Genomic DNA, 22,436 nt, shown 5'->3' with positions numbered 1-22,436 from the left:
GGCCGCGTGGCGAATCGATGGCGCATCAAATCGGTCGAGCAATCGATCGCCGACACCGACGAGCCCGAAACCCGGCTGCGCCGGGAGCTGACGTGGCGGGACCTGGTCGTGTTCGGCGTCGCGGTGGTGATCGGCGCCGGCATCTTCACGGTCACCGCGTCGACCACCGGGGACATCACCGGCCCCGCCATCTGGATCTCGTTCGTGATCGCGGCCGTCACCTGCGCGTTGGCCGCGCTGTGCTACGCCGAATTCGCCTCGACGCTGCCGGTGGCGGGCAGCGCCTACACGTTCTCCTACGCCACCTTCGGGGAGTTCCTCGCCTGGATCATCGGCTGGAACCTGCTGCTGGAGTTGGCGATCGGCGCCGCCGTCGTGTCCAAGGGCTGGTCGAGCTATCTCGGCAACGTGTTCGGATTCGCCGGTGGCACAGCGCAAATCGGATCGATCCAGCTGGATTGGGGCGCGCTGGTGATCGTCGCGACGGTGGCGACGCTGATCGCGCTGGGAACCAAATTGTCGTCGCGGTTCTCCGCGGTGATCACCGGTATCAAGGTGTCGGTGGTGCTGCTGGTCGTGATCGTCGGCGCCTTCTACATCAAGGGCGCCAACTACTCGCCGTTCATCCCGAAGCCGGAGTCCGGGCAGGAGGCGTCGGGCATCAATCAGTCGGTGCTGTCGCTGCTGACCGGGGCCCACAGCAGTCACTACGGCTGGTACGGGGTGCTGGCGGGGGCGTCCATCGTGTTCTTCGCGTTCATCGGCTTCGACATCGTCGCCACCATGGCCGAGGAGACCAAGAATCCCCAGCGCGACGTCCCGCGGGGGATTCTGGTGTCGCTGGCGATCGTCACCCTGCTGTATGTCGCCGTCGCGGTGGTGCTCTCCGGCATGGTGTCCTACACCCAGCTCAAGACCGTGCCCGGCCACCACCCGGCCAACCTGGCCACGGCGTTCGCAGCAAACGGGATCCAGTGGGCCAGCAAAATCATCGCCGTCGGGGCGCTGGCGGGGCTGACCACCGTCGTGATGGTGCTGATGCTCGGGCAGTGCCGGGTGCTGTTCGCGATGGCGCGCGACGGGCTGTTGCCGCGGCCGCTGGCCAAGACCGGGTCGCGCGGCACCCCGATCCGGATCACGGTCCTGGTCGCGGTGGTGGTGGCGGCGACCGCGTCGGTGTTTCCGATCACCAAGCTCGAGGAGATGGTCAACGTCGGGACGCTGTTCGCGTTCGTCCTGGTCTCGGCCGGCGTCATGGTCCTGCGCCGCTCCCGGCCGGACCTGGAGCGGGGGTTCCGGGCCCCATGGGTGCCGGTGCTGCCCATCGCGTCGATCTGCGCCTGCGTGTGGCTGATGCTCAACCTCACCGCGTTGACCTGGGTTCGGTTCGCGGTGTGGCTGGTGGTGGGCACCGCGATCTACGCCGGCTACGGGTACCGGCACTCCGTGCAGGGCCGACGGAACGCGGGCCGCGAGCCCGCCGAGGCGGGTTCGTTTACAAATTAGGGTTCTGTGTCTAGACAGGAGACGCAAACGTCGGTAATGTCCAACTCCAACGTGGTGTGACTCACAAGGAGGTTTGGCATATGACCGCACTCAGCCCCGCAACCGCCTGGCGGGACAAGAAACGCCATCTGTGGCTGATGGGACTGATCGCCCCGACGGCGCTGTTCGTGATGCTGCCGATCGTCTGGGCGCTGAACCGGTTCGGCTGGCACGCCGCCGCGCAGGTGCCGCTGTGGATCGGGCCGATCCTGCTCTACGTCCTGCTGCCGCTCCTCGACGTGCGTTTCGGTCCCGACGGGCAGAACCCGCCCGACGAGGTGATGGAGCGGCTGGAGAACGACAAGTACTACCGCCGGTGCACCTATGTCTACATCCCGTTCCAGTACCTCAGCGTGATCCTGGGCGCCTACCTGTTCACCGCGTCCAACCTGAGCTGGCTCGGCTTCCCGGCTGGTTCTGACGGCGCGTTGGGCTGGGCGGGCAAGCTGGGCGTGGCGCTGTCCGTCGGGGTCCTCGGCGGGGTGGGCATCAACACGGCCCACGAGATGGGGCACAAGAAGGAGTCGCTGGAGCGGTGGCTGTCCAAGATCACCCTGGCGCAGTCCTGCTACGGCCACTTCTACATCGAGCACAACCGCGGTCACCATGTGCGGGTGTCCACTCCGGAAGACCCGGCGTCGGCGCGCTTCGGCGAGACGTTCTGGGAATTCCTGCCGCGCAGCGTCTTCGGGAGCCTGCGTTCGGCGTTGCGGCTGGAGGCGCAGCGGCTGCGCCGGCTGAACAAGAGCCCCTGGGACCCCAGGACCTACCCGTCCAACGACGTGCTCAACGCCTGGCTGATGTCGGTGGTGTTGTGGGGAGCGCTGATCGCGCTCTTCGGCCCGGCACTGATCCCCTTCGTGATCATCCAGGCCGTCTTCGGCTTCAGCCTGCTCGAGGCGGTCAACTACCTGGAGCACTACGGGCTGCTGCGGCAGAAGCTCGACTCGCCCTCTGGGAAAGCGCGCTACGAGCGGTGCGCGCCGGTGCACAGCTGGAACTCCGACCACATCGTGACGAACCTGTTCCTCTACCACCTGCAGCGTCACAGCGACCACCACGCCAACCCGACCCGTCGCTACCAGACGCTGCGCAGCATCGAGGGCTCGCCCAACCTGCCCAGCGGCTACGCGTCGATGATCTCGCTCACCTACTTCCCGCCGCTGTGGCGCAAGGTGATGGACCACCGGGTGCTGGCGCACTACGGCGGCGACATCACCCGGGTCAACCTGCAGCCGCGGCTGCGCGCAAAGCTGCTGGCCTCCTACGGGGCGCGCGAAAAGGCCCTGGCATGACGGCCTACCGGTGCCCCGTCTGCGACTACGTGTACGACGAGGCGAAAGGCGATGCCAGGGAAGGCTTTCCCCCGGGCACGCGGTGGGAGGATGTTCCCGACGACTGGTGCTGTCCGGACTGCGCGGTGCGCGAGAAGCCGGATTTCAGCCGGATCCGAGAAGGGGTGACGCAGTGACCGACTACAAACTGTTCCGCTGCATCCAGTGCGGCTTCGAGTACGACGAGGCGCTGGGCTGGCCGGAGGACGGGATCGCGCCCGGCACCCGCTGGGACGACATCCCCGAGGACTGGAGCTGCCCGGACTGCGGCGCGGCGAAGTCCGACTTCGAAATGGTGGAAGTGGCGCGACCGTGAACGCCTTAACCATTACTGTCGCGCCTGTGAAGCGGATGCCCTACGCCGAGGCGTCGCGCGTCCTGCTGCGCGACTCGGTGCTCGACGCGATGCGGGAGCTGCTGCTGGCCCGCGACTGGTCGGCCATCACGCTGGCGGACGTGGCCCGCGCCGCGGGCATCAGCCGGCAGACCATCTACAACGAGTTCGGCTCGCGCCAGGGCCTGGCGCAGGGGTACGCCCTGCGCCTGGCCGATCGCCTGGTCGACGGCATCTACGCGGCCATCGACGCCAACGTCGGCAACGTCCAGGAGGCGTTTTTGCAGGGGTTCCGCTCCTTCTTCGCGGAGTCGGCCGCCGACCCGCTGGTGATCTCGTTGCTGACCGGCGTCGCGAAGCCCGACCTGCTGCAGATCATCACCACCGACAGCGGGCCGATCATCAACCGGGCGTCGGCGCGGCTGGCCACGGCGCTGACCCAGAGCTGGGTGGCGACCAGCGACGAGGACGCCGGCGTGCTGGCCCGCGCGATCGTGCGGCTGGCGCTGAGCTACGTGTCGATGCCGCCGGAGGCCGATCACGACGTGGCGGCGGACCTGGCACGGCTGATGACGCCGTTCGCGGAGCGCCATGGGGTCGCGGCTACAGTGGCGGAAGAACATACCTAAGCTAAGTACCGCTTGAGACCGAGTGGCCCCGTAGAAGGCTGAAGAAGGAAGAGTCACGTTATGACGACGATCGAAAGTTCGTTGACCGCTGAGGTCCGCAATGGCATTGATTTCAAGGTGGCCGATTTGTCGTTGGCCGATTACGGTCGGCGGGACATTGAGCTGTCCGAGCAGGAGATGCCGGGGCTGATGTCGTTGCGCCGCGAGTACGCCGAGGTGCAGCCGCTCAAGGGGGCGCGGATTTCTGGGTCGTTGCATATGACGGTGCAGACCGCGGTGCTCATCGAGACGCTGGTCTCGTTGGGTGCGCAGGTGCGGTGGGCGTCGTGCAACATCTTTTCCACCCAGGATCACGCCGCCGCGGCGGTGGTGGTCGGCCCCTACGGCACGCCCGAGGAGCCCAAGGGGGTGCCGGTGTTCGCCTGGAAGGGGGAGACGCTGCAGGAGTATTGGTGGGCCGCCGAGCAGATGCTGAGCTGGCCTGATGAGCCGGCGAACATGATCTTGGATGACGGCGGGGATGCCACCATGTTGGTGCTGCGCGGCGCGCAGTACGAGAAGGCCGGGGTGGTGCCCCCGGCCGAGGAGGACGACCCCAGCGAGTGGAAGGTGTTTTTGGAGCTGCTGCGGCGCCGGTTTGAGACCGATAAGGACAAGTGGACCAGGATCTCTGAGTCGGTGCAGGGGGTGACCGAGGAGACCACCACCGGGGTGCTGCGGCTGTATCAGTTCGCCGCGGCCGGGGATCTGGCGTTTCCGGCGATCAACGTCAACGACTCGGTGACCAAGTCCAAGTTCGACAACAAATACGGCTGTCGGCACTCGCTGATCGATGGGATCAACCGCGGCACCGACGTGCTGATCGGCGGTAAGAAGGTGCTGATCTGCGGCTACGGCGACGTCGGCAAGGGCTGCGCGGATTCGGTCAAGGGCCAGGGCGCCCGGGTGGTGGTCACCGAGATCGACCCGATCAACGCGCTGCAGGCGCTGATGGAGGGCTATGACGTCACCACGGTCGAGGACGCGATCGGCACCGCCGACATCGTGGTCACCGCGACCGGCAACAAGGACATCATCACCCTGGCGCACATGAAGGCGATGAAGGATTACGCGGTGCTGGGCAACATCGGGCACTTCGACAACGAGATCCAGGTCGCCCAGCTCGAGAAGTCCGGCGCCACCAAGGTCAACATCCGCCCGCAGGTCGACGTGTGGACCTTCCCCGACACCGGCAAGTCGATCATCTTGCTGTCGGAGGGGCGGCTGTTGAACCTGGGCAACGCCACCGGGCACCCGTCGTTTGTGATGAGCAACAGCTTCTCCAACCAGGTGATCGCCCAGATCGAGCTGTGGACCAAAAACGACGAGTACGACAACGAGGTCTACCGGCTGCCCAAACACCTCGACGAGAAAGTGGCCCGCATCCACGTCGAAGCCCTCGGCGGCCAGCTGACCAAACTCACCAAAGAACAGGCCGAATACATCGGCGTCGACGTCGACGGCCCCTACAAGGCCGACCACTACCGCTACTGATTTCTGCCCTGCCGAACGTGACGCCACAGTCACATCCGGCGTCGATCGTGACTGCAGTGTCACGTTCGAGGCGGCGGATAGGCTCGGCGCCGTGCTGATCGCGATCGAGGGCGTCGACGGCGCGGGCAAGCGGACGCTGTCGGCGGGGTTGCAGAAGGCCTTCGAATCCACCGGGCTGTCGGTGGCCACGCTGGCCTTCCCGCGCTACGGGCGCTCGGTGACCGCCGACGTCGCGGCCGAGGCGCTGCACGGCGAGCACGGCGACCTCGCGTCGTCGGTGTACGCGATGGCGATGCTCTTCGCGCTCGACCGGGCCGGGGCGATCGGCGAGATGGAGGGCCTGCTCCGCGATCACGACGTGGTGATCCTGGATCGCTATGTCGCCTCCAACGCGGCCTACAGCGCGGCGCGGCTGCGTGAGGCCGCGGCGGGGGAGGCGGTGGCCTGGGTGCATCGGCTCGAATACCAGCGGCTGGGGCTGCCCGCGCCCGACTGGCAGGTGCTGCTCGCGGTCCCCGCCGAGCTCGCCGGGCGCCGGGCCCGGCACCGCGCCGAGCACGAGCCGGGCCGGGTGCGCGACAGCTACGAACGCGACGACGAACTGCAGCGGCGCACCGGCGCCGTCTACGCCGAGCTGGCCGCCGCGGGCTGGGGCGGGCGGTGGCTGGTGGTCGACGCCGACGTCGATCCGGGCCGGCTGGTGGCGACTTTCACCGCCGAGTAGCACAGAATTGTCACGATTTGGCGGTATCGGGCACGAAACGCCCGTGTGGTGCGCCGAATTTGTCCCGATCTGGTGACACCATGGACTCCATGAGGCAAAGGATTTTGGTCGTCGACGACGACGCTTCGCTGGCCGAGATGCTCACCATCGTGCTGCGTGGGGAGGGCTTCGACACGGCGGTCATCGGCGACGGCACTCAGGCGCTGACCGCGGTGCGCGAGTTGCGCCCGGATCTGGTGCTGCTGGACCTGATGCTGCCGGGCATGAACGGCATCGACGTGTGCCGGGTGCTGCGCGCGGACTCCGGTGTGCCGATCGTGATGCTCACCGCCAAGACCGACACCGTGGACGTGGTGCTCGGCCTGGAGTCGGGCGCCGACGACTACATCATGAAGCCGTTCAAGCCCAAGGAGCTGGTCGCCCGCGTGCGCGCGCGGCTGCGGCGCAACGACGACGAGCCCGCCGAGATGCTGTCGATTGCCGACGTCGAGATCGACGTGCCGGCGCACAAGGTCACCCGCAACGGCGAGCAGATCTCCCTCACACCACTGGAGTTCGACCTGTTGGTCGCGCTGGCACGCAAACCGCGCCAGGTGTTTACTCGTGATGTGCTGCTCGAACAGGTGTGGGGCTATCGGCACCCGGCGGACACCCGCCTGGTGAACGTGCACGTCCAGCGCCTGCGGGCCAAGGTCGAGAAAGACCCTGAGAACCCGACTGTGGTGTTGACCGTTCGAGGAGTGGGATACAAGGCCGGACCTCCGTGATCTGGCGCTCGCCGCGACGCACGAGGAGCCGTTGGGGGCGCTCTGGCCCCATGACCCGCGGCATGGGTGCGTTGAGTCGAGCCGTGGGGGTTGCCTGGCGCCGCTCGCTGCAGCTGCGGGTCGTGGCGCTGACGCTTGGGTTGTCACTGGCGGTGATCCTCGCGCTCGGCTTCGTGCTGACCAGCCAGGTCACCAACCGGGTCCTGGACGTCAAGGTCAGGGCCGCCATCGAACAGATCGAGCGGGCGCGCACCACCGTCGGCGGGATCGTCAACGGCGAGGAAACCCGCTCGCTGGACAGCAGCCTGCAGCTGGCCCGCAACACCCTGACCTCCAAGACCGACACCGCCTCGGGCGCCGGGCTGGCCGGGGCCTTCGACGCGGTGCTGATGGTGCCGGGCGACGGCCCGCGCGCCGCGAGCACGGCCGGACCCGTCGACCAGGTGCCCGGCTCCTTGCGCGGGTTCATCAAGGCCGGTCAGGCGGCCTACCAGTACGCCACCGTGCACACCGACGGCTTCTCGGGGCCGGCGCTGATCGTCGGGACCCCGACGTCCTCGCAGGTGGCCAACGTCGAGCTGTACCTGATCTTCCCGCTGAAGAACGAGCAGGCCACCATCCAGCTGGTGCGCGGCACGATGATCACCGGCGGCGCGGTGCTGCTGGTGCTGCTCGCCGGGATCGCGCTGCTGGTCTCGCGCCAGGTGGTGGTTCCGGTCCGGTCGGCGTCGCGGATCGCCGAGCGGTTCGCCGAGGGGCACCTGTCCGAGCGGATGCCGGTGCGCGGTGAGGACGACATGGCCCGGCTGGCGGTGTCGTTCAACGACATGGCCGAGAGCCTGTCCCGGCAGATCACCCAGCTGGAGGAGTTCGGCAACCTGCAGCGCCGGTTCACCTCCGACGTCAGCCACGAGCTGCGCACCCCGCTGACCACCGTGCGGATGGCCGCCGACCTGATCTACGACCACAGCGCCGACCTCGACCCGACGCTGGCCCGGTCCACCGAGCTCATGGTCAACGAGCTGGACCGCTTCGAGACGCTGCTCAACGACCTGCTGGAGATCTCCCGGCACGACGCCGGTGTGGCGGAGCTGTCCGTCGAGGCGGTGGACCTGCGCACCACCGTGCAAAGCGCGCTCGGCAACGTGGGCCACCTGGCCGAGGAGGCCGGCATCGAGCTGCGGGTGGACATGCCGTCCGAAGGGGTGATCGCCGAGGTCGATCCGCGCCGGGTGGAGCGCATCCTGCGCAACCTGATCGCCAACGCCATCGACCACGCCGAGCACAAGCCGGTGGACATCCGGATGGGCGCCGACGAGGACACCGTCGCCGTCACGGTTCGCGACTACGGCGTCGGGCTGCGGCCGGGCGAGGAGAAGCTGGTGTTCAGCCGGTTCTGGCGCTCGGACCCGTCGCGGGTGCGCCGGTCCGGCGGCACCGGGCTGGGCCTGGCGATCAGCGTCGAGGACGCGCGCCTGCACCAGGGCCGGCTGGAGGCGTGGGGCGAGCCCGGCCAGGGGGCCTGCTTCCGGCTGACGCTTCCCCTGGTGCGCGGCCACAAGGTCACCACCAGCCCGCTGCCGCTCAAGCCCATCCCGCAGCCCGTTCCGGAGCCGAACGCGGCCCCGGAACGTGCGGCGCGCCAACGCGACCCCGCCGAGAGGAGCGTGTGATGCGGGGGCTGCGGCTGCCGGCGCTGTTGTTCCTCGCGATGCTGCTCGGCGGGTGCGCGGGGGTGCCCAGCGCGTCGGCCCCGCAGGCCATCGGCACCGTCGAACGGCCGGCCCCGTCGAACCTGCCCAAGCCCACCCCGGGCATGGATCCCGACGTGCTGCTGCGCGAATTCCTCAAGGCCACAGCGGATCCGGCGAACCGGCACCTGGCGGCGCGGCAATTCCTCACGCAGTCGGCGTCCAACGCGTGGGACGACGCCGGTAGCGCCCTGCTGATCGACCACGTGGTGTTCGTGGAAACCCGTGGCGCCGAACGGGTTTCGGCCACCATGCGGGCCGACATCCTGGGCTCGCTGTCCGACGTGGGCGTGTTCGAAACCGCCGAGGGGGTGCTGCCGGACCCGGGCCCGATCGAGTTGGTCAAGACCTCCGGCGGCTGGCGCATCGACCGCCTGCCCAACGGGGTGTTCCTGGACTGGCAGCAGTTTCAGGAGACCTACAAACGCAACACGCTGTACTTCGCCGACCCGACCGGCAAGACCGTGGTCCCCGATCCCCGCTACGTCGCGGTCGCCGATCATGACCAGCTGGCCACCGAGCTGGTGTCCAAGATGCTGGCCGGCCCGCGCCCGGAGATGGCACACACGGTGCGCAACCTGCTCGCCCCGCCGCTGCGGTTGCACGGGCCGGTGACCCGGGCCGACGGCGGCAAGAACGGCATCGGGCTCGGCTACGGCGGCGCCCGCATCGATCTGGAGAAACTGTCCACCACCGATCCGCACAGCCGGCAATTGCTTGCCGCGCAGATCATTTGGACGCTGGCACGGGCGGACATCCGCGGCCCGTACGTGATCAACGCCGACGGCGCGCCGCTCGATGACCGGTTCGCCGAGGGGTGGACCACCTCCGACGTCGCGGCCACCGACCCGGGCGTGGCCGACGGCGCGGGGGCGGGGCTGCACGCGCTGGTCAACGGGTCGCTGGCCGGGCTGGACGGGCAGCACATCACCACCGTGGCGGGCGCCTTCGGGCGGATGGGCGATCAGACCGGCGCCGCACTGTCGCGCAGCGGGCGGCAGGTGGCGTCGGTGGTGACGCTGCGCCGCGGCGCCCCGGACCAGGCGGCGTCGCTGTGGATCGGCGACCTGGGCGGCGAGGCGGTCCAGTCCGCCGACGGGCACAGCCTGACCCGGCCCAGCTGGTCGCTGGACGACGCCGTCTGGGTGGTGGTGGACAACAACAACGTGCTGCGCGCGATTCAGGAACCGGCGTCGGGCCAGCCCGCGCGGATCCCGGTGGATTCCGCGCTGGTGGCGGCCAGCTTCCCCGGGCCGATCACCGACCTGCAGCTGTCGCGCGATTCGACGCGCGCGGCGATGGTGATCAACGGGCAGGTGATTCTCGCGGGCGTCGAGCAGACCCAGGCGGGGCAGTACGCGCTGACGTACCCGCGCCGGCTGGGTTTCGGGCTGGGCAACTCGGTGGTGTCGCTGTCCTGGCGCACCGGCGACGACATCGTGGTCACCCGCACCGACGCCAGCCATCCGGTGTCCTACGTCAACCTCGACGGGGTGAACTCCGATGCCCCGTCCCGCGGCCTGCAGGTCCCGGTGACGACGGTCGCGGCCAACCCGTCGGCGGTGTACGTCGCCGGCCCGCAGGGGGTGCTGCAGTATTCGGCGTCGGCGCCCGAAAGCCAGCAGGGCTGGGCGGAGGTGTCCGGGCTGTCGATGCCGGGGGCGGCGCCGGTGCTGCCGGGCTGACGCAGCGGCCAGGTGCGCGACCCGGCCGGCTGGCGCTGGTCGCGTGCGCCGAGAACCGCTCGTTATCGCCCGATATATAGAATCTATCATTATGTCCGCCGGCGATGTTGTTTGGTTAAACCATTGTGCCACAACGGCTTACGGGCCACGCGTTCTCGTTTCATACGTCAGTGAGTCGAAGTTGATATGCCGGCCATTGTCGGTAATGTCCCGGTAACAAGCCAAACCTACTGTTGGCGAGGCAGATTGGCAGCTGGCCAACTCGGGTGATCTGAAAATTGTTTCCTGTCAAACGTTTTGAGACTTTTCCAGGCCGCGCAACGAATTCTCGGACGCCACCGGATGCCGCCGGCTGGCACGTAACTCGAAACGGAGAACCGCTGTGATTGCTCGCACGGACACCTTGACGGCCACGGCAGCGGCGAAAGCGCCGACCGTCGCGCACACCCGCTGGCTTCAGCTCGGCCTTGGCCTGGTGTGCATGATGACGATATCGAGTCCGCAGTATGTGTGGACGCTGATGACCAAGCCGCTTGCCGCCAAACTCGGGATTGCCCTGCCAGAATTGCAGGTCACCTTCTCGATTCTCGTGCTGTTGCAGGCCTTTTGCTCGCCGTTCCAGGGGGCGCTGGTCGATCGTTTCGGGCCCCGCCGGTTGATTTCGATCGGCACGCTGCTGGCCGGCCTGAGCTGGGTGTTCGCCTCCTACGCGCATACCGCTTCGATGCTGTATCTCGCCTACGGCGGTGTCGGCGGTATCGGCACGGGGATTGTGTATGTCGGCGTCGTCGGGCTGATGGTCCGGTGGTTTCCCGATCGGCGCGGATTCGCCGCCGGTGTGGTGGCGGCCGGCTACGGGATGGGCGCGATCCTCACCACTTTTCCGATTGCCTCATCGCTGGCCTCGCGCGGCGTGGAGTCGACGCTATGGCTCTTCGGCGTCGCGTTCGCCGCGGTCGGTTTCGTTGCGGCGCAGGGGTTGCACGTGCCGCCGCTGGATCTGGCATCGAACACGTCGAGCGCCCCCGCGTCGACCACCGTGCGCGATTATCGGCCGTCCGAAATGCTCAAGCGGCCGCTCTTTTGGTTGATGTTCGTGATGATGACGACGATGGCCACCTCGGGCCTGATGGTCACGTCGCAGATGGCGACGTTCGCCACTGATTTCGGTGTGAGCAAGGTATTGGTGTTCGGGCTCGCCGCCGTGCCGCTCGCCTTGACCATCGACCGCCTCACCAACGGGCTTACCCGGCCGTTGTTCGGTTGGGTATCGGATCGGCTGGGCCGTGAGAACACCATGGCGTTTGCCTTCGCGCTGGAGGGCGTCGCCATGACGCTCTGGCTGCTCACGCGACACGACGCCACGATGTTCGTCCTCCTGTCGGGGTTGGTGTTCTTCGGGTGGGGCGAGATCTTCTCGCTGTTCCCGTCCACCTTGACCGACACCTTTGGGACCCGTTACGCCACGGCGAACTATGGCTGGCTCTACATCTCGTTTGGGATCGGTTCGATCTTCGGCGGCCCGCTCGCGGCCCTGTTGCACCAACAAGCCGGGAGCTGGATTCCGGTGTTCGAGTGTGCGATTGCGCTCGATCTAGGAACCGCGGCGCTGGCCGTCTTCGTGTTGAAGCCGGCGCGCGGGCGTTTCGTCAGCGCCGGGCAACCGAGAGGTTAGGCTGGGACCCCCGGTCGTGCCGCACCGACTCAGCCAGGCGGGCCCTGTTGTCGGCCGTAGCCGCCACACTGGCCATGTGCTCGACCTGATCCTGCCACTGGAGTGCGGCGGCTGCGGGGCGCCGTCGACCCGCTGGTGTGAGGCGTGCGCGCTGGAGCTCGCCGTCCGGCCGGACGAGCCGCACGTGGTCAACCCCCGCGTCGACCCGGAGGCGCCGGTCTTCGCGCTCGGCCGCTACGCGGGCGCGCGCCGGCGCGCGATCCTGACGCTGAAGGAGAACGGGCGCGGCGACCTGGTGGCGCCGCTGGCCCTGGCGCTGGCCGTCGGGGTGTACCGGTTGCTGACGTGGGGAATGGTCGAGACCCCGCTGACGATCGTGCCCGCGCCGACGCGGCGTTCGGCGGCGCGCCGGCGCGGCGGCGACCCCGTCACCCGCGTGGCCCGGGCCGCCGTGGCCGGACACCCGGACATCACCGTCGCCCCGGCGCTGCGGATGAAGGCCCTGGCCCGCGACTCGGTGGGGCTGGGCACGTCGGCGCGCGAGCGCAACATCGCGGGCCGGGTGGTGCTGCGGGGCCGGCGCCCGGGCACCGAGGTCGTCGTCGTCGACGACGTCGTCACCACGGGGACGACGGCGCGCGAGTCGGTGCGGATCCTGCGCGCGGCCGGGGTGCGCGTGGCGGCGGTGCTGGCGATCGCGGCAACGTGAGGCTGTGCGGTTGCCAAGCGGATGTGAAGAACTCGCAACAGCTGTGCCAAATCAGTGGCATCCCGAGGCGAACACGAGCTAACGTCGAGAACAACCTTCAGGAACATCCTGGGCTTCCTGGCCACTGACGCACTCGTCGCGATTCCCCAGGTTGAACGCCATACGCGAGGGGGTGAGTATTCGACACCTTGCACCGGCGGGCAGCCTGCGGCCAAAACCGCTCCCACCCCGTCGGCGCGTTTCGTAAAAGCCGGCACGCACCGCGTGCGACGTGGAAAAGGAAACGAGTTGACACGTATGTCAAGGCCTACCGTGGATTCCGGTCAAATTCTCGACCAACCGCCGGCAGACGCCACCGGGCCGGCCGAACCGACACTTAACGCCGAAGTCGTGTTCAAGGGCCGCAACGTCGAAATCCCCGATCACTACCGCATTTACGTCTCGCAAAAACTCGCCCGCCTCGAACGATTCGATCGCTCCATCTACCTTTTCGACGTCGAGCTCAAGCACGCGCCCAACCGGCGCCAGCGCAAGTCCTGTCAGCGCGTGGAGATCACCGCCCGCGGGCGCGGGCCGGTCAGCCGCGCGGAGGCCTGCGCCGACAGCTTCTACGCCGCCTTCGAGTCGGCGGTCGACAAGCTGGAGAACCGGCTGCGCCGGGTCAAGGACCGCCGCAAGGTTCACTACGGCGACAAGACGCCCGTGTCGCTGGCCGCGGCCACCGCGGTCGCCCCGGCCCCGGCCAAGGCGTTCGACAACGAGCCGGTTCAGCCGCACGAACACGACGGCGCCGGTGTCGACGGGCATGACGGCACCGACCGGGAGCCGGGTCGGGTGGTGCGCACCAAGGAGCACGAGGCCAAGCCGATGACCGTCGACGACGCGCTCTACGAGATGGAACGCGTCGGGCACGACTTCTTTTTGTTCTTCGACAAGCAGACCGAGCGGCCGTCCGTCGTCTACCGTCGCCACGCCTACGATTACGGACTGATCAGCCTGTCCTGACGACGTTCGCGGGCTTTTGGGGCGTGTCACCTACGATGGATGGCGCCGAGCACTAGCGCGGCGAAGAAGAACGTCATCCAACAGGGGAACACCCCAAGAGGGACATAGCTGTGCTACAGAAGTTGCTGCGCCTTGGTGAAGGTCGCATGGTCAAGCGCCTCAAGCGGGTGGCCGACTATGTCAACACGTTGTCCGACGACATCGAGAAGCTCACCGACGCGGAGCTGAGGGCCAAGACCGACGAGTTCCGCAAGCGCCTGGACGACGGGGAGACCCTCGACGACCTGCTGCCCGAGGCGTTCGCCGTGGCCCGCGAGGCCGCGTGGCGGGTGCTGGACCAGCGCCCGTTCGACGTGCAGGTGATGGGCGCGGCCGCGCTGCACCTGGGCAACGTCGCCGAGATGAAGACCGGTGAGGGCAAGACCCTGACCTGCGTGCTGCCGGCCTACCTCAACGCGCTGGCCGGCAAGGGCGTCCACATCGTCACCGTCAACGACTACCTGGCCAAGCGCGACAGCGAGTGGATGGGCCGGGTGCACCGCTTCCTGGGCCTGCAGGTCGGCGTCATCCTGGCGCAGATGACGCCCGACGAGCGGCGCGTCGCCTACAACGCCGACATCACCTACGGGACCAACAACGAGTTCGGTTTCGACTATCTGCGCGACAACATGGCGCACTCGCTCGACGACCTGGTGCAGCGCGGGCACTCCTATGCCATCGTCGACGAGGTCGACTCGATCCTGATCGACGAGGCCCGCACCCCGTTGATCATCTCCGGGCCCGCCGACGGCGCGTCGAACTGGTACCTCGAGTTCGCCCGGCTGGCGCCGCTGATGCAAAAGGACACCCACTACGAGGTCGACCTGCGCAAGCGCACCGTCGGCGTGCACGAAAAGGGCGTGGAGTTCGTCGAGGACCAGCTCGGCATCGACAACCTCTACGAGGCCGCCAACTCGCCGCTGGTCAGCTACCTCAATAACGCGCTGAAGGCCAAGGAGCTGTTCACCCGCGACAAGGACTACATCGTCCGCGACGGCGAGGTGCTCATCGTCGACGAGTTCACCGGCCGCGTGCTGATCGGCCGCCGCTACAACGAGGGCATGCACCAGGCCATCGAGGCCAAGGAGCACGTGGAGATCAAGGCCGAGAACCAGACGCTGGCCACCATCACGCTGCAGAACTACTTCCGGCTCTACGACAAGCTCGCCGGCATGACCGGCACCGCCCAGACCGAGGCGGCCGAGCTGCACGAGATCTACAAGCTCGGGGTGGTGTCCATCCCGACCAACAAGCCGATGGTCCGCACCGACTGCTCGGACCTGATCTACAAGACCGAGGAAGCCAAGTACATCGCGGTGGTCGACGACGTCTCGGAGCGCTACGAGAAGGGCCAGCCGGTCCTGATCGGCACCACCAGCGTGGAGCGCTCGGAGTACCTGTCGCGGCAGTTCCAGAAGCGCCGCATCCCGCACAACGTGCTCAACGCCAAGTACCACGAGCAGGAAGCGGGCATCATCGCGGTGGCGGGCCGCCGCGGCGGCATCACGGTCGCCACCAACATGGCCGGCCGCGGCACCGACATCGTGCTCGGCGGCAACGTCGACTTCCTCACCGACCAGCGGCTGCGCGAACGCGGCCTGGACCCGGTGGAGACGCCCGACGAGTACGAGACGGCCTGGCACGAGGAGCTCGCCCTGGTCAAGGAGGAGGCCGGCAAGGAGGCCGCCGAGGTGATCGAGGCCGGCGGCCTGTACGTGCTGGGCACCGAGCGGCACGAGTCGCGGCGCATCGACAACCAGCTGCGCGGTCGCTCCGGCCGCCAAGGCGACCCGGGTGAGTCCCGCTTCTACCTGTCGCTGAGCGACGAGCTGATGCGCCGCTTCAACGGCGCCGCGCTGGAGGCGATGCTCAACCGGCTGAACCTGCCCGACGACGTGCCGATCGAGAACAAGATGGTGACCCGGGCCATCAAGAGCGCCCAGACCCAGGTCGAACAGCAGAACTTCGAGGTCAGAAAGAACGTCCTGAAATACGACGAGGTGATGAACCAGCAGCGCAAGGTGATCTACGCCGAGCGCCGCCGCATCCTCGAGGGCGAGAACCTCAAGGAGCAGGCGCTGGACATGGTCCGCGACGTGGTCACCGCCTACGTCGACGGCGCGACGGCCGAGGGCTACGCCGAGGACTGGGACCTGGAGGCGTTGTGGTCGGCGCTCAAGACGCTGTACCCGGTGGGGATCAGCCACGAAAGCCTGACGCATCCGGACGCGGACTCCGACCGTGACGACCTCACCCGCGAAGAGCTGCTCGACGCGTTGCTCGAGGACGCCGAACGCGCTTACGGCGTAAGGGAAGCCGAGCTCGAGGAGATCGCGGGCGAGGGCGCGATGCGTCAGCTGGAACGTAACGTGCTGCTCAACGTCATCGACCGCAAATGGCGCGAGCACCTCTACGAGATGGACTACCTCAAGGAGGGCATCGGGCTGCGGGCGATGGCGCAGCGCGACCCGCTGGTGGAATACCAGCGCGAGGGCTACGACATGTTCATGGCCATGCTCGAAGGCATGAAGGAGGAGTCGGTCGGCTTCTTGTTCAACGTCACCGTGGAGGCGGTGCCCGCCCCGCAGGTCGCCCCGCAGGCGACGCCGGAGGGGCTCGCGGGGTTGGCAACCGCCGCCGGCGGGCAGCCGGACGGGGAAGCCGAACCGCCCGCCGCGCCGCGCGAGGAGGCCCCGAGCACCTTGCGCGCCAAGGGCATTGATGACGAGGCCCCCGCCCTGACCTATTCCGGCCCGGCCGAGGACGGTTCGGCGCAGGTGCAACGCAACGGAGGCGGCGCGCAAAAGACGCCGGCCGGTGTGCCCGGTGGCGCCAGCCGCCGCGAGCGGCGTGCGGCCGCGCGCCAGCAGGGTCGCGGCGCCAAGCCGCCCAAGTCGGTCAAGCGACGCTAGCCGGTCCGGTCCTGTGCGAGTGTGCGCCGAGCCGCACACTCGGCTGCCAATGTGCGGCTGGCCGCACACTCGGCTGCCAATGTACCCCGAGCCGCACACTCGGCGACCCGGCAACGCCCCTACCATAGGCTTATCAGGCGTCGGTCGCTGTCTGGCTACACCGACGCCGTCACCGTGCCGGGCGAGAAAGGGGCAAGGTTCATGCCCTTCGGCGAATCGGTGTCGCGGACCGAGGTTCTGGCGGCACTGTCGCTGGCGATCGACCTCGGGCTTGGGCAACCGATGGACCACATGCTGCGGTCGGCGGCGCTGGGCACCAGGCTCGGTGAGCGGCTCGGGCTCAGCGAGCGTGAGCGCGGCACCGTTTTCTACACGGGGCTGGTCATGTGGATCGGGTGTCATGCCGACTCGCACGAGTACGCGCGGTGGTTCGGCGACGACATCGCAATGCGGCACGACAGCCACTTCATCGACTGGTCCGGCGCACCGTACCGGCGATTTCTGATGGGCAATCTGGGCCGTGGCTCGACGCTGCCGAAACGGGCCCAGCTGGTGGCCAAACTCTTCGTGGACGCGCGCGGAAATCTCGGTGCGTTGGTGCAATCCCATTGCCTGTCGGCCGCATTGCTCGCCGAGGAGATCGGGCTGGGCGCCGACGTCTGCGAAGCCCTGCCGTATGCGTACGAACGCTGGGACGGCAGCGGTCTTCCCGCCAAGGCCGCCGGACGCCAGATACCCGTGGCGATGCGGGTGGCGCAGGTCGCCGACATCGCCGAGGTGCACCATCGCGCATACGGCGCGAAGGCCGCGACGGCGGAGGTTCGCCGTCGCAGCGGCAAGCAGTTCGACCCCGATGTCGTCGAGGTGTTCACCGCGGCCGCCGGCGACCTGCTGCGGGACGACGAAGATGCGTGGTCTGCCGCCGCCGGCTTGGCGCCGGACCCGGGGGAAGCGCTGAGCGGTCCCGCGCTGGACCGGCTCCTGCGGGCGATGGGCGACTTCGTGGACCTGAAATGCCCTTTCACGCTTGGCCATTCGCGTGCCGTGGCCGAGCTGGCGGAGAACGCCGGGAAATGCACCGGGCTGCCGCAGGACGACATCGACATTTTGCGCCGCGCCGGCTACGTGCACGACCTCGGCCGCATCGGCGTGTCCAACCGGGTGTGGGAAAAGCCGGGCGAACTCACCCCCGCGGAACGCGAGCGTGTGCATTTGCATCCCTACCTGACCGGCAGGATCTTGGCCCGGGTCGGTGGTCTCAAGGCTGTCCGCGAGGTCGCGGTGAGCCATCACGAACGACTGGACGGGTCGGGATACCCGAACGGGCTGCGGGGTGATGACCTGTCCGTCCGCGACCGCCTACTTGCCGCCGCCGAAAGCTATTGCACGTCAACGGAGCCGCGACCGCATCGCGACGCATTCGACGAGGCCGCCGCGGCCGAGCGGCTGCGCGGTGAGGCGGCGCGCGGGCGCCTCGACGGCGACGCGGTCGAGGCCGTGCTCGAAGCCGCGGGCCACCGGCCGTCGCGCAGGGCCGCCCGGCCGGCAGGATTGACAAAACGCGAGGCCGAGGTACTGCTCCACGTCGCCCAGGGCCTCTCCAACCGCGAGATCGCCTCGCGTCTCTGGATTTCCGAGAAGACGGTGCGCAATCACGTCGAGCACATCTATGCCAAGATCGGGGTCTCCAACCGGATCGGGGCCAGCTTGTACGCGACGCGGCACGGCCTGACCGGCAGCGCGCCGACCGGACCCTGATATTTGGGGCCGATGCCCCATGTGCGGCCGGGAGCTGGCAGCGATGATTTCCGCATGACCAGCATCGCGCCCCCCGATGCGTCCGCGCCGGGGCTGTGGGAAACGGTGCTCACCGACGGGCACGCGTCTCTGGTCAGGGCCAGGCGCGCCTTCCGCTACCTGCCGTCGGCGCCGCGCTGCAAGCTGTGCAACAACCCCTTCGGCGGCCCCGTCGGCCGGCTGTTCGCCGCTGCCGGATTCCGCCGCTCGCGCAAGAACCCCAACCTCTGCGAGCGATGCTGCGACGCGTTGCCGCGCGGCGGAGCCGAGGTCGATATCGCGGTGCTGTTCGCCGACGTGCGCGGCTCCATGGCGCTGGGCGACGGGCGGGCCGCCGCGGACTTCGCCGCCCTGCTCAACAGGTTCTACACCGCCGCGACTCAGACGCTCCTGCGCCACGACGCGGTGATCGACAAGCTCATCGGCGACGAGGTGATGGCCTTCTTCGTCCGGGGCATCAGCGGCCCCCGGTATCGGCAGCGCGCCGTCGCGGCGGGGGGGGACCTGCTCAAAGCGGTGGGGTACGGCACGCCGGGCGGACCGTGGCTGGACGTCGGCGTCGCGGTGAACGCGGGCGTCGCGTACGTCGGCAACGTCGGCGGGGCCGTGGTCGACTTCACCGCCCTCGGCAGCCCCGTCAACGCCGCCGCCCGGATGCAACAACACGCCGCGGGCGGTGAGTTGCTGGTCGCCGGCGGCGTCGCCGATGACCTCCTGGCCGGCATGCGGCGACGCACGTTGGATCTGCGGGGACAGCATGCGCCGGTCGATGTCTTCGTCCGAAGCTGTGCGGCTTCTTGAAATGCACTGTGGCGAAGGCCGTCATCGGGTAGCCGCGCCGGGCCTGCAACGCCGGTCCAGCACCCAGGCGGTGGCCAGCGTGAGCACCACCGCGAACGAACCGAGCGCGATGAGGCTGGCGGCGGTGCCGCCGTGGAAGGTGGCGCGGTAGGCAGACATCGCCGGCAGCGTGCTGGTGTAGCGCTCGAGCCCCAGGTCGCGACCCAACGCGTCGAAGGCGTGGCGGTTCGACAGGAGCAAGCTCATCAGGCGTCCCGGCGTGGCCATCTGGTCGACCGGGACGATGGCGCCGCCGAACAGAACCTGGGGGAAGCACAGCATCGGCAGGGCCAGCGCCGCCTGCGCCGCGTTGGAGACGGCGGCCGAGGCGAAAAGGCCGAGGGCCAGTGCCGAGGTCGCTTCGATCACGATCGTGCCGAACAGCGCGGCGTACACGTCCCAGCCGGCGGCGGGAAGCCGGCCGAGGGCGCGCAGCACCACCAGCAACACCACGCTCACCGCGGCCAGAACCGGAAGCAGCGCCGCCACCTTCGATCCCACGTAGGCGCTCACACTGAGCCCGGCCAGGCGTTCGCGCCGGAAGACGGCCATCTCGCCGACGATCTGGAGCAGGCCGTACGTCAGGCCGAAGAAGAAGCCGTCGAACGCGATCCAGAACACCAGCTGCGCCGGGCCGGCGCCGGTCGCGGCACCCGGATCGAACGCGCCGCGCCTGAACAACGTCGCCATCATGACCGTCACCAGCACCGGCGAGCCGAGCAGGATCGCCAGGGTCAGCCGGTTGCGGGCGAGGACATCGACGTTGCGCCGGGTCAACAGCCACCATTGCCGTGCCATGCCCGCAGGCCTGACGCCGGGGCGGACGGCCGGGGCGGGCCGTGGGTTTGAGTCGGGCCGGGTGGTCGGGTTCACCCGGCTTTCCGCGAATCGCTTCGCCCAGATCTGCGGGCTGTGCTCGCCGGCGAGGCGCTCGTACACCGCGGTGAGGCTTTCCACGCCGAAGTAGCGCCGCGCGGCGACCGGACTGCCGGCGAAGGCCAGGTGGCCGTCGCGAGCCAGGAAGACCACCCGGTCACACCGGTCGATGCCCGCCGGCTCGTGTGTCGTCAGAACGACGGTGATTCCGCGTCGGCTGAGCCGCCGCAACAAGCGCATCACGTCGGCCGCGGTGGAGGGATCCAGCCCGGAGGTGGGTTCGTCCAGGAAGAAAAGGTGGGGCCGGGTCAGCAGCTCCACGGCGATGCTGGCGCGCTTGCGTTGACCGCCGGACAGCGCGCGCACCGGCACGTCAGCCCGATCGGCCAGGTCGAGGTCGCGCAGAGTCTCGTCGACGATCCGTTCCGCCTCCGCGGCGGTTGTCCCGGCGGGCAGCCGCAGCAGCGCCGCATAGCGCAGCGTGCGGCGCAGGGGCATCTCCAGGTGGATGATGTCGTCCTGGGGTACGTAGCCGATCGCGGAGCCGGCGCTGACGCGGGCCCGGGGAGCGAGCCCGTCGTGCCGAAGCTCTCCCGCCGACGGCGGCTGCAGTCCGGCGAGAATTTCAAGCAAGGTGGTCTTGCCCGCCCCGCTGCCGCCGGCGATGGCGACCAACTCTCCCGGCTGCACCGACAGCGACAATTCATGGAGGATCTGTCGCCCACCCACGCGCCGGCCGACATCGATCGCGTCGACGCGAACGCCGCCGGATTCTGACAGTCTAGCGATACGCTCGGTAGTCGTTGCCTTGCAGGTTGATTCGGTCATGATCCGGCCCCGGTGCTTTCCTCGAAGTTGCGTGGTCTTGGCCGATCTTCGCCCCACCGCGCCCGCGTTCGCATGAGGCATCTGCCCCATCTGGCCCCTACTCGCGAGGACTAGTCAAAAATGACTAGTCGTCCGCCGCGCAAAGATGAGGCAGATGACCTATATACTCGGCCGCCGATGCGATCGACACTTGGGTCATGAAGCGTTACTTGACTGTTGCTTATGGCGCGGCGGCCTACCTGCTGTTCCTCGTCGCCTTCTTGTATCTCGTTGGGTTCGTGGCGAACCTGTGGGTGCCGCGCACGGTCGATCACGGTCTCCCGTCACCCATCGGCCTGGCGGTGCCGGTGAATGTGTTGCTGGTCGGGGCTTTTGGCGTCCAGCACAGCGTCATGGCGCGGCCGGCGTTCAAGGCGTGGTGGACGCGAATCGTGCCGCCCTCGATAGAGCGCAGCACCTACGTGGTGCTGTCGAGCGCCGTGCTGCTGCTGCTTTATTGGCAGTGGCGGACGATCCCGGCGGTCGTTTGGGACGTGCGGCAGCCGGCGGCTCGCGTGGTGCTGTGGGCTTTGTTCTGGCTGGGCTGGGTGATCGCGCTGGGCGCAACGTTCATGATCAACCACTTCGATCTGTTCGGGCTCCGGCAGGTGTATTTGGCGTGGCGCCAAAAGCCCTACACCGAGCTCCATTTTCGCACTCACCTGTTCTACCGTTTGGTGCGCCACCCGCTGATGCTGGGATTCCTCATCTCGTTCTGGGCGGCCCCCACCATGACGGCGGGGCATCTGCTCTTCTCGATCGCCATGACCGGCTACATCCTGCTCGCCGTGCACATCGAAGAGCGCGGCCTCGTCGCGGCCTTGGGCAACGACTATCGCGAATACCGCCGCGAGGTTCCCATGCTGGTGCCACTCAAACACCGCCCGCGCCGTGGATCGGCGGAAACGGTTGGCCAGCACTAGCTTTCGAGCAGATCGGCGATGCGCGCCAGCGTGGCGCGCATCCCGTTTGCGGTCAGCTCGGGCATCGAACCGCTGGTGATCATCCGCTTCTGCTTGTCCCTCGACGGGTCCCAGGTTTCGCGCACCAGGGTGCCGCCCTCGGCGGGAAGCAGTTCGTAGCGCCAGATCCGCCCGCCGACCAGGCCGCCCAGGCCGAAGGTCTGCCAGGCGATGCGGCGGTCGGGTTCGTACTCGATGACGGTGTTGGTGGTGCGGTAGGGGATGAACAGCGTCTCCTTGCGCCCCTTCATCGCCATCGCGAACGTCGAGCCCATCGAGAGGGGAACCGACTGCCGCGAGGCGTGATTGACCGACCCCGAACCGTCGAAGGCGGCGTGCTGGGCGGCATCGGCCAGCAGCGCGAAGACCTTTTCGGGCGGCGCCTTGATGATCCGCTCGACGCTGACCGCGCTTGAGTCCATGCGATGACACTAGCGCCGCCCGGCTGGTAA

At 68.3% G+C, this 22,436-nt stretch carries 19 protein-coding genes; 17 read left to right on the top strand and 2 right to left on the bottom strand.

Features of this window, described 5'->3' with window-relative positions; genetic code table 11:
- Positions 1 to 6: 6 nt before the first annotated feature.
- The 16 genes from MTAB308_RS10125 (at position 7) to MTAB308_RS10050 (ending at position 19,240) form a co-directional block, all read left to right on the top strand.
- A complete protein-coding gene (locus MTAB308_RS10125; protein WP_077100105.1) occupies positions 7 to 1,506 on the top strand; it encodes an APC family permease in 1,500 nt (499 codons plus the stop codon).
- A gap of 80 nt (positions 1,507 to 1,586) precedes the next feature.
- Positions 1,587 to 2,840 carry an alkane 1-monooxygenase gene (locus tag MTAB308_RS10120; RefSeq protein WP_077099326.1) on the top strand — a complete coding sequence of 418 codons (1,254 nt, stop codon included), beginning with the start codon at positions 1,587 to 1,589 and terminating at the stop codon, positions 2,838 to 2,840.
- Positions 2,837 to 3,016 (top strand): rubredoxin, encoded by a 180-nt coding sequence (locus MTAB308_RS10115; RefSeq protein ID WP_077099325.1) that lies wholly within the window; start codon positions 2,837 to 2,839, stop codon positions 3,014 to 3,016. Before MTAB308_RS10120 ends, MTAB308_RS10115 begins: the two co-directional genes overlap by 4 nt.
- Positions 3,013 to 3,195 carry a rubredoxin RubB gene (gene rubB / locus MTAB308_RS10110; RefSeq protein ID WP_077099324.1) on the top strand — a complete coding sequence of 61 codons (183 nt, stop codon included), beginning with the start codon at positions 3,013 to 3,015 and terminating at the stop codon, positions 3,193 to 3,195. The genes MTAB308_RS10115 and rubB overlap by 4 nt, the downstream gene beginning before the upstream one ends.
- 35 nt (positions 3,196 to 3,230) lie before the next feature.
- A complete protein-coding gene (gene alkX, locus MTAB308_RS10105; protein WP_083746538.1) occupies positions 3,231 to 3,842 on the top strand; it encodes a TetR family transcriptional regulator AlkX in 612 nt (203 codons plus the stop codon).
- 60 nt (positions 3,843 to 3,902) lie between these two features.
- Complete coding sequence (gene ahcY / locus MTAB308_RS10100; RefSeq protein ID WP_077099322.1) at positions 3,903 to 5,375, top strand: adenosylhomocysteinase; 1,473 nt, start codon at positions 3,903 to 3,905, stop codon at positions 5,373 to 5,375.
- A gap of 91 nt (positions 5,376 to 5,466) precedes the next feature.
- Entirely contained in the window at positions 5,467 to 6,099 is a 633-nt protein-coding gene (locus tag MTAB308_RS10095) for a dTMP kinase (protein ID WP_077099321.1), read from the top strand.
- 80 nt (positions 6,100 to 6,179) lie between these two features.
- Positions 6,180 to 6,866: a two-component system response regulator MtrA gene (gene mtrA / locus MTAB308_RS10090; RefSeq protein WP_007168097.1), complete on the top strand. Its 687-nt coding sequence runs from the start codon at positions 6,180 to 6,182 to the stop codon at positions 6,864 to 6,866.
- Positions 6,863 to 8,539: an MtrAB system histidine kinase MtrB gene (mtrB, locus tag MTAB308_RS10085; RefSeq protein ID WP_077099320.1), complete on the top strand. Its 1,677-nt coding sequence runs from the start codon at positions 6,863 to 6,865 to the stop codon at positions 8,537 to 8,539. Before mtrA ends, mtrB begins: the two co-directional genes overlap by 4 nt.
- 8 nt (positions 8,540 to 8,547) lie before the next feature.
- Positions 8,548 to 10,302, top strand: a complete 1,755-nt coding sequence (gene lpqB, locus MTAB308_RS10080) for an MtrAB system accessory lipoprotein LpqB (RefSeq protein WP_173842180.1) — start codon at positions 8,548 to 8,550, stop codon at positions 10,300 to 10,302.
- Between the two features lie 382 nt (positions 10,303 to 10,684).
- On the top strand, positions 10,685 to 11,977 hold the full coding sequence (gene oxlT / locus MTAB308_RS10075; RefSeq protein ID WP_216823657.1) for an oxalate/formate MFS antiporter: 1,293 nt from the start codon (positions 10,685 to 10,687) through the stop codon (positions 11,975 to 11,977).
- A 76-nt stretch (positions 11,978 to 12,053) separates the two neighbouring features.
- Positions 12,054 to 12,686: a phosphoribosyltransferase family protein gene (locus MTAB308_RS10070; RefSeq protein WP_077099317.1), complete on the top strand. Its 633-nt coding sequence runs from the start codon at positions 12,054 to 12,056 to the stop codon at positions 12,684 to 12,686.
- A 312-nt stretch (positions 12,687 to 12,998) separates the two neighbouring features.
- Positions 12,999 to 13,691, top strand: a complete 693-nt coding sequence (hpf, locus tag MTAB308_RS10065) for a ribosome hibernation-promoting factor, HPF/YfiA family (protein WP_077099316.1) — start codon at positions 12,999 to 13,001, stop codon at positions 13,689 to 13,691.
- A gap of 110 nt (positions 13,692 to 13,801) precedes the next feature.
- A complete protein-coding gene (gene secA / locus MTAB308_RS10060) occupies positions 13,802 to 16,642 on the top strand; it encodes a preprotein translocase subunit SecA (RefSeq protein ID WP_077099315.1) in 2,841 nt (946 codons plus the stop codon).
- 201 nt (positions 16,643 to 16,843) lie between these two features.
- Positions 16,844 to 18,400 (top strand): HD domain-containing phosphohydrolase, encoded by a 1,557-nt coding sequence (locus MTAB308_RS10055; RefSeq protein ID WP_077099314.1) that lies wholly within the window; start codon positions 16,844 to 16,846, stop codon positions 18,398 to 18,400.
- Positions 18,401 to 18,454: 54 nt separating this feature from the next.
- Positions 18,455 to 19,240, top strand: coding sequence for an adenylate/guanylate cyclase domain-containing protein (locus tag MTAB308_RS10050; protein ID WP_077099313.1), 786 nt, complete (start codon positions 18,455 to 18,457; stop codon positions 19,238 to 19,240).
- A gap of 21 nt (positions 19,241 to 19,261) precedes the next feature.
- Here the strand turns inward: MTAB308_RS10050 and MTAB308_RS10045 are convergent, their stop codons facing one another.
- On the bottom strand, positions 19,262 to 20,983 hold the full coding sequence (locus MTAB308_RS10045; protein WP_083746495.1) for an ABC transporter ATP-binding protein/permease: 1,722 nt from the start codon (positions 20,981 to 20,983) through the stop codon (positions 19,262 to 19,264).
- A gap of 197 nt (positions 20,984 to 21,180) precedes the next feature.
- Here MTAB308_RS10045 and mddA point away from each other — a divergent pair, with 197 nt between their 5' ends.
- A complete protein-coding gene (gene mddA, locus MTAB308_RS10040; protein ID WP_077099312.1) occupies positions 21,181 to 21,945 on the top strand; it encodes a methanethiol S-methyltransferase in 765 nt (254 codons plus the stop codon).
- Here mddA and MTAB308_RS10035 read toward each other — a convergent pair.
- Positions 21,942 to 22,406 carry an SRPBCC family protein gene (locus tag MTAB308_RS10035; protein WP_077099311.1) on the bottom strand — a complete coding sequence of 155 codons (465 nt, stop codon included), beginning with the start codon at positions 22,404 to 22,406 and terminating at the stop codon, positions 21,942 to 21,944. The two genes, mddA and MTAB308_RS10035, sit on opposite strands and share 4 nt — an antisense overlap.
- Positions 22,407 to 22,436 lie beyond the last annotated feature (30 nt).

The organism is Mycobacterium terramassiliense (assembly GCF_900157385.1).
In the GTDB taxonomy this organism is placed as follows: domain Bacteria; phylum Actinomycetota; class Actinomycetes; order Mycobacteriales; family Mycobacteriaceae; genus Mycobacterium; species Mycobacterium terramassiliense.
Note: the sequence above shows the minus strand (reverse complement) of the source record. Positions and strands in the feature narration are given on the sequence as shown.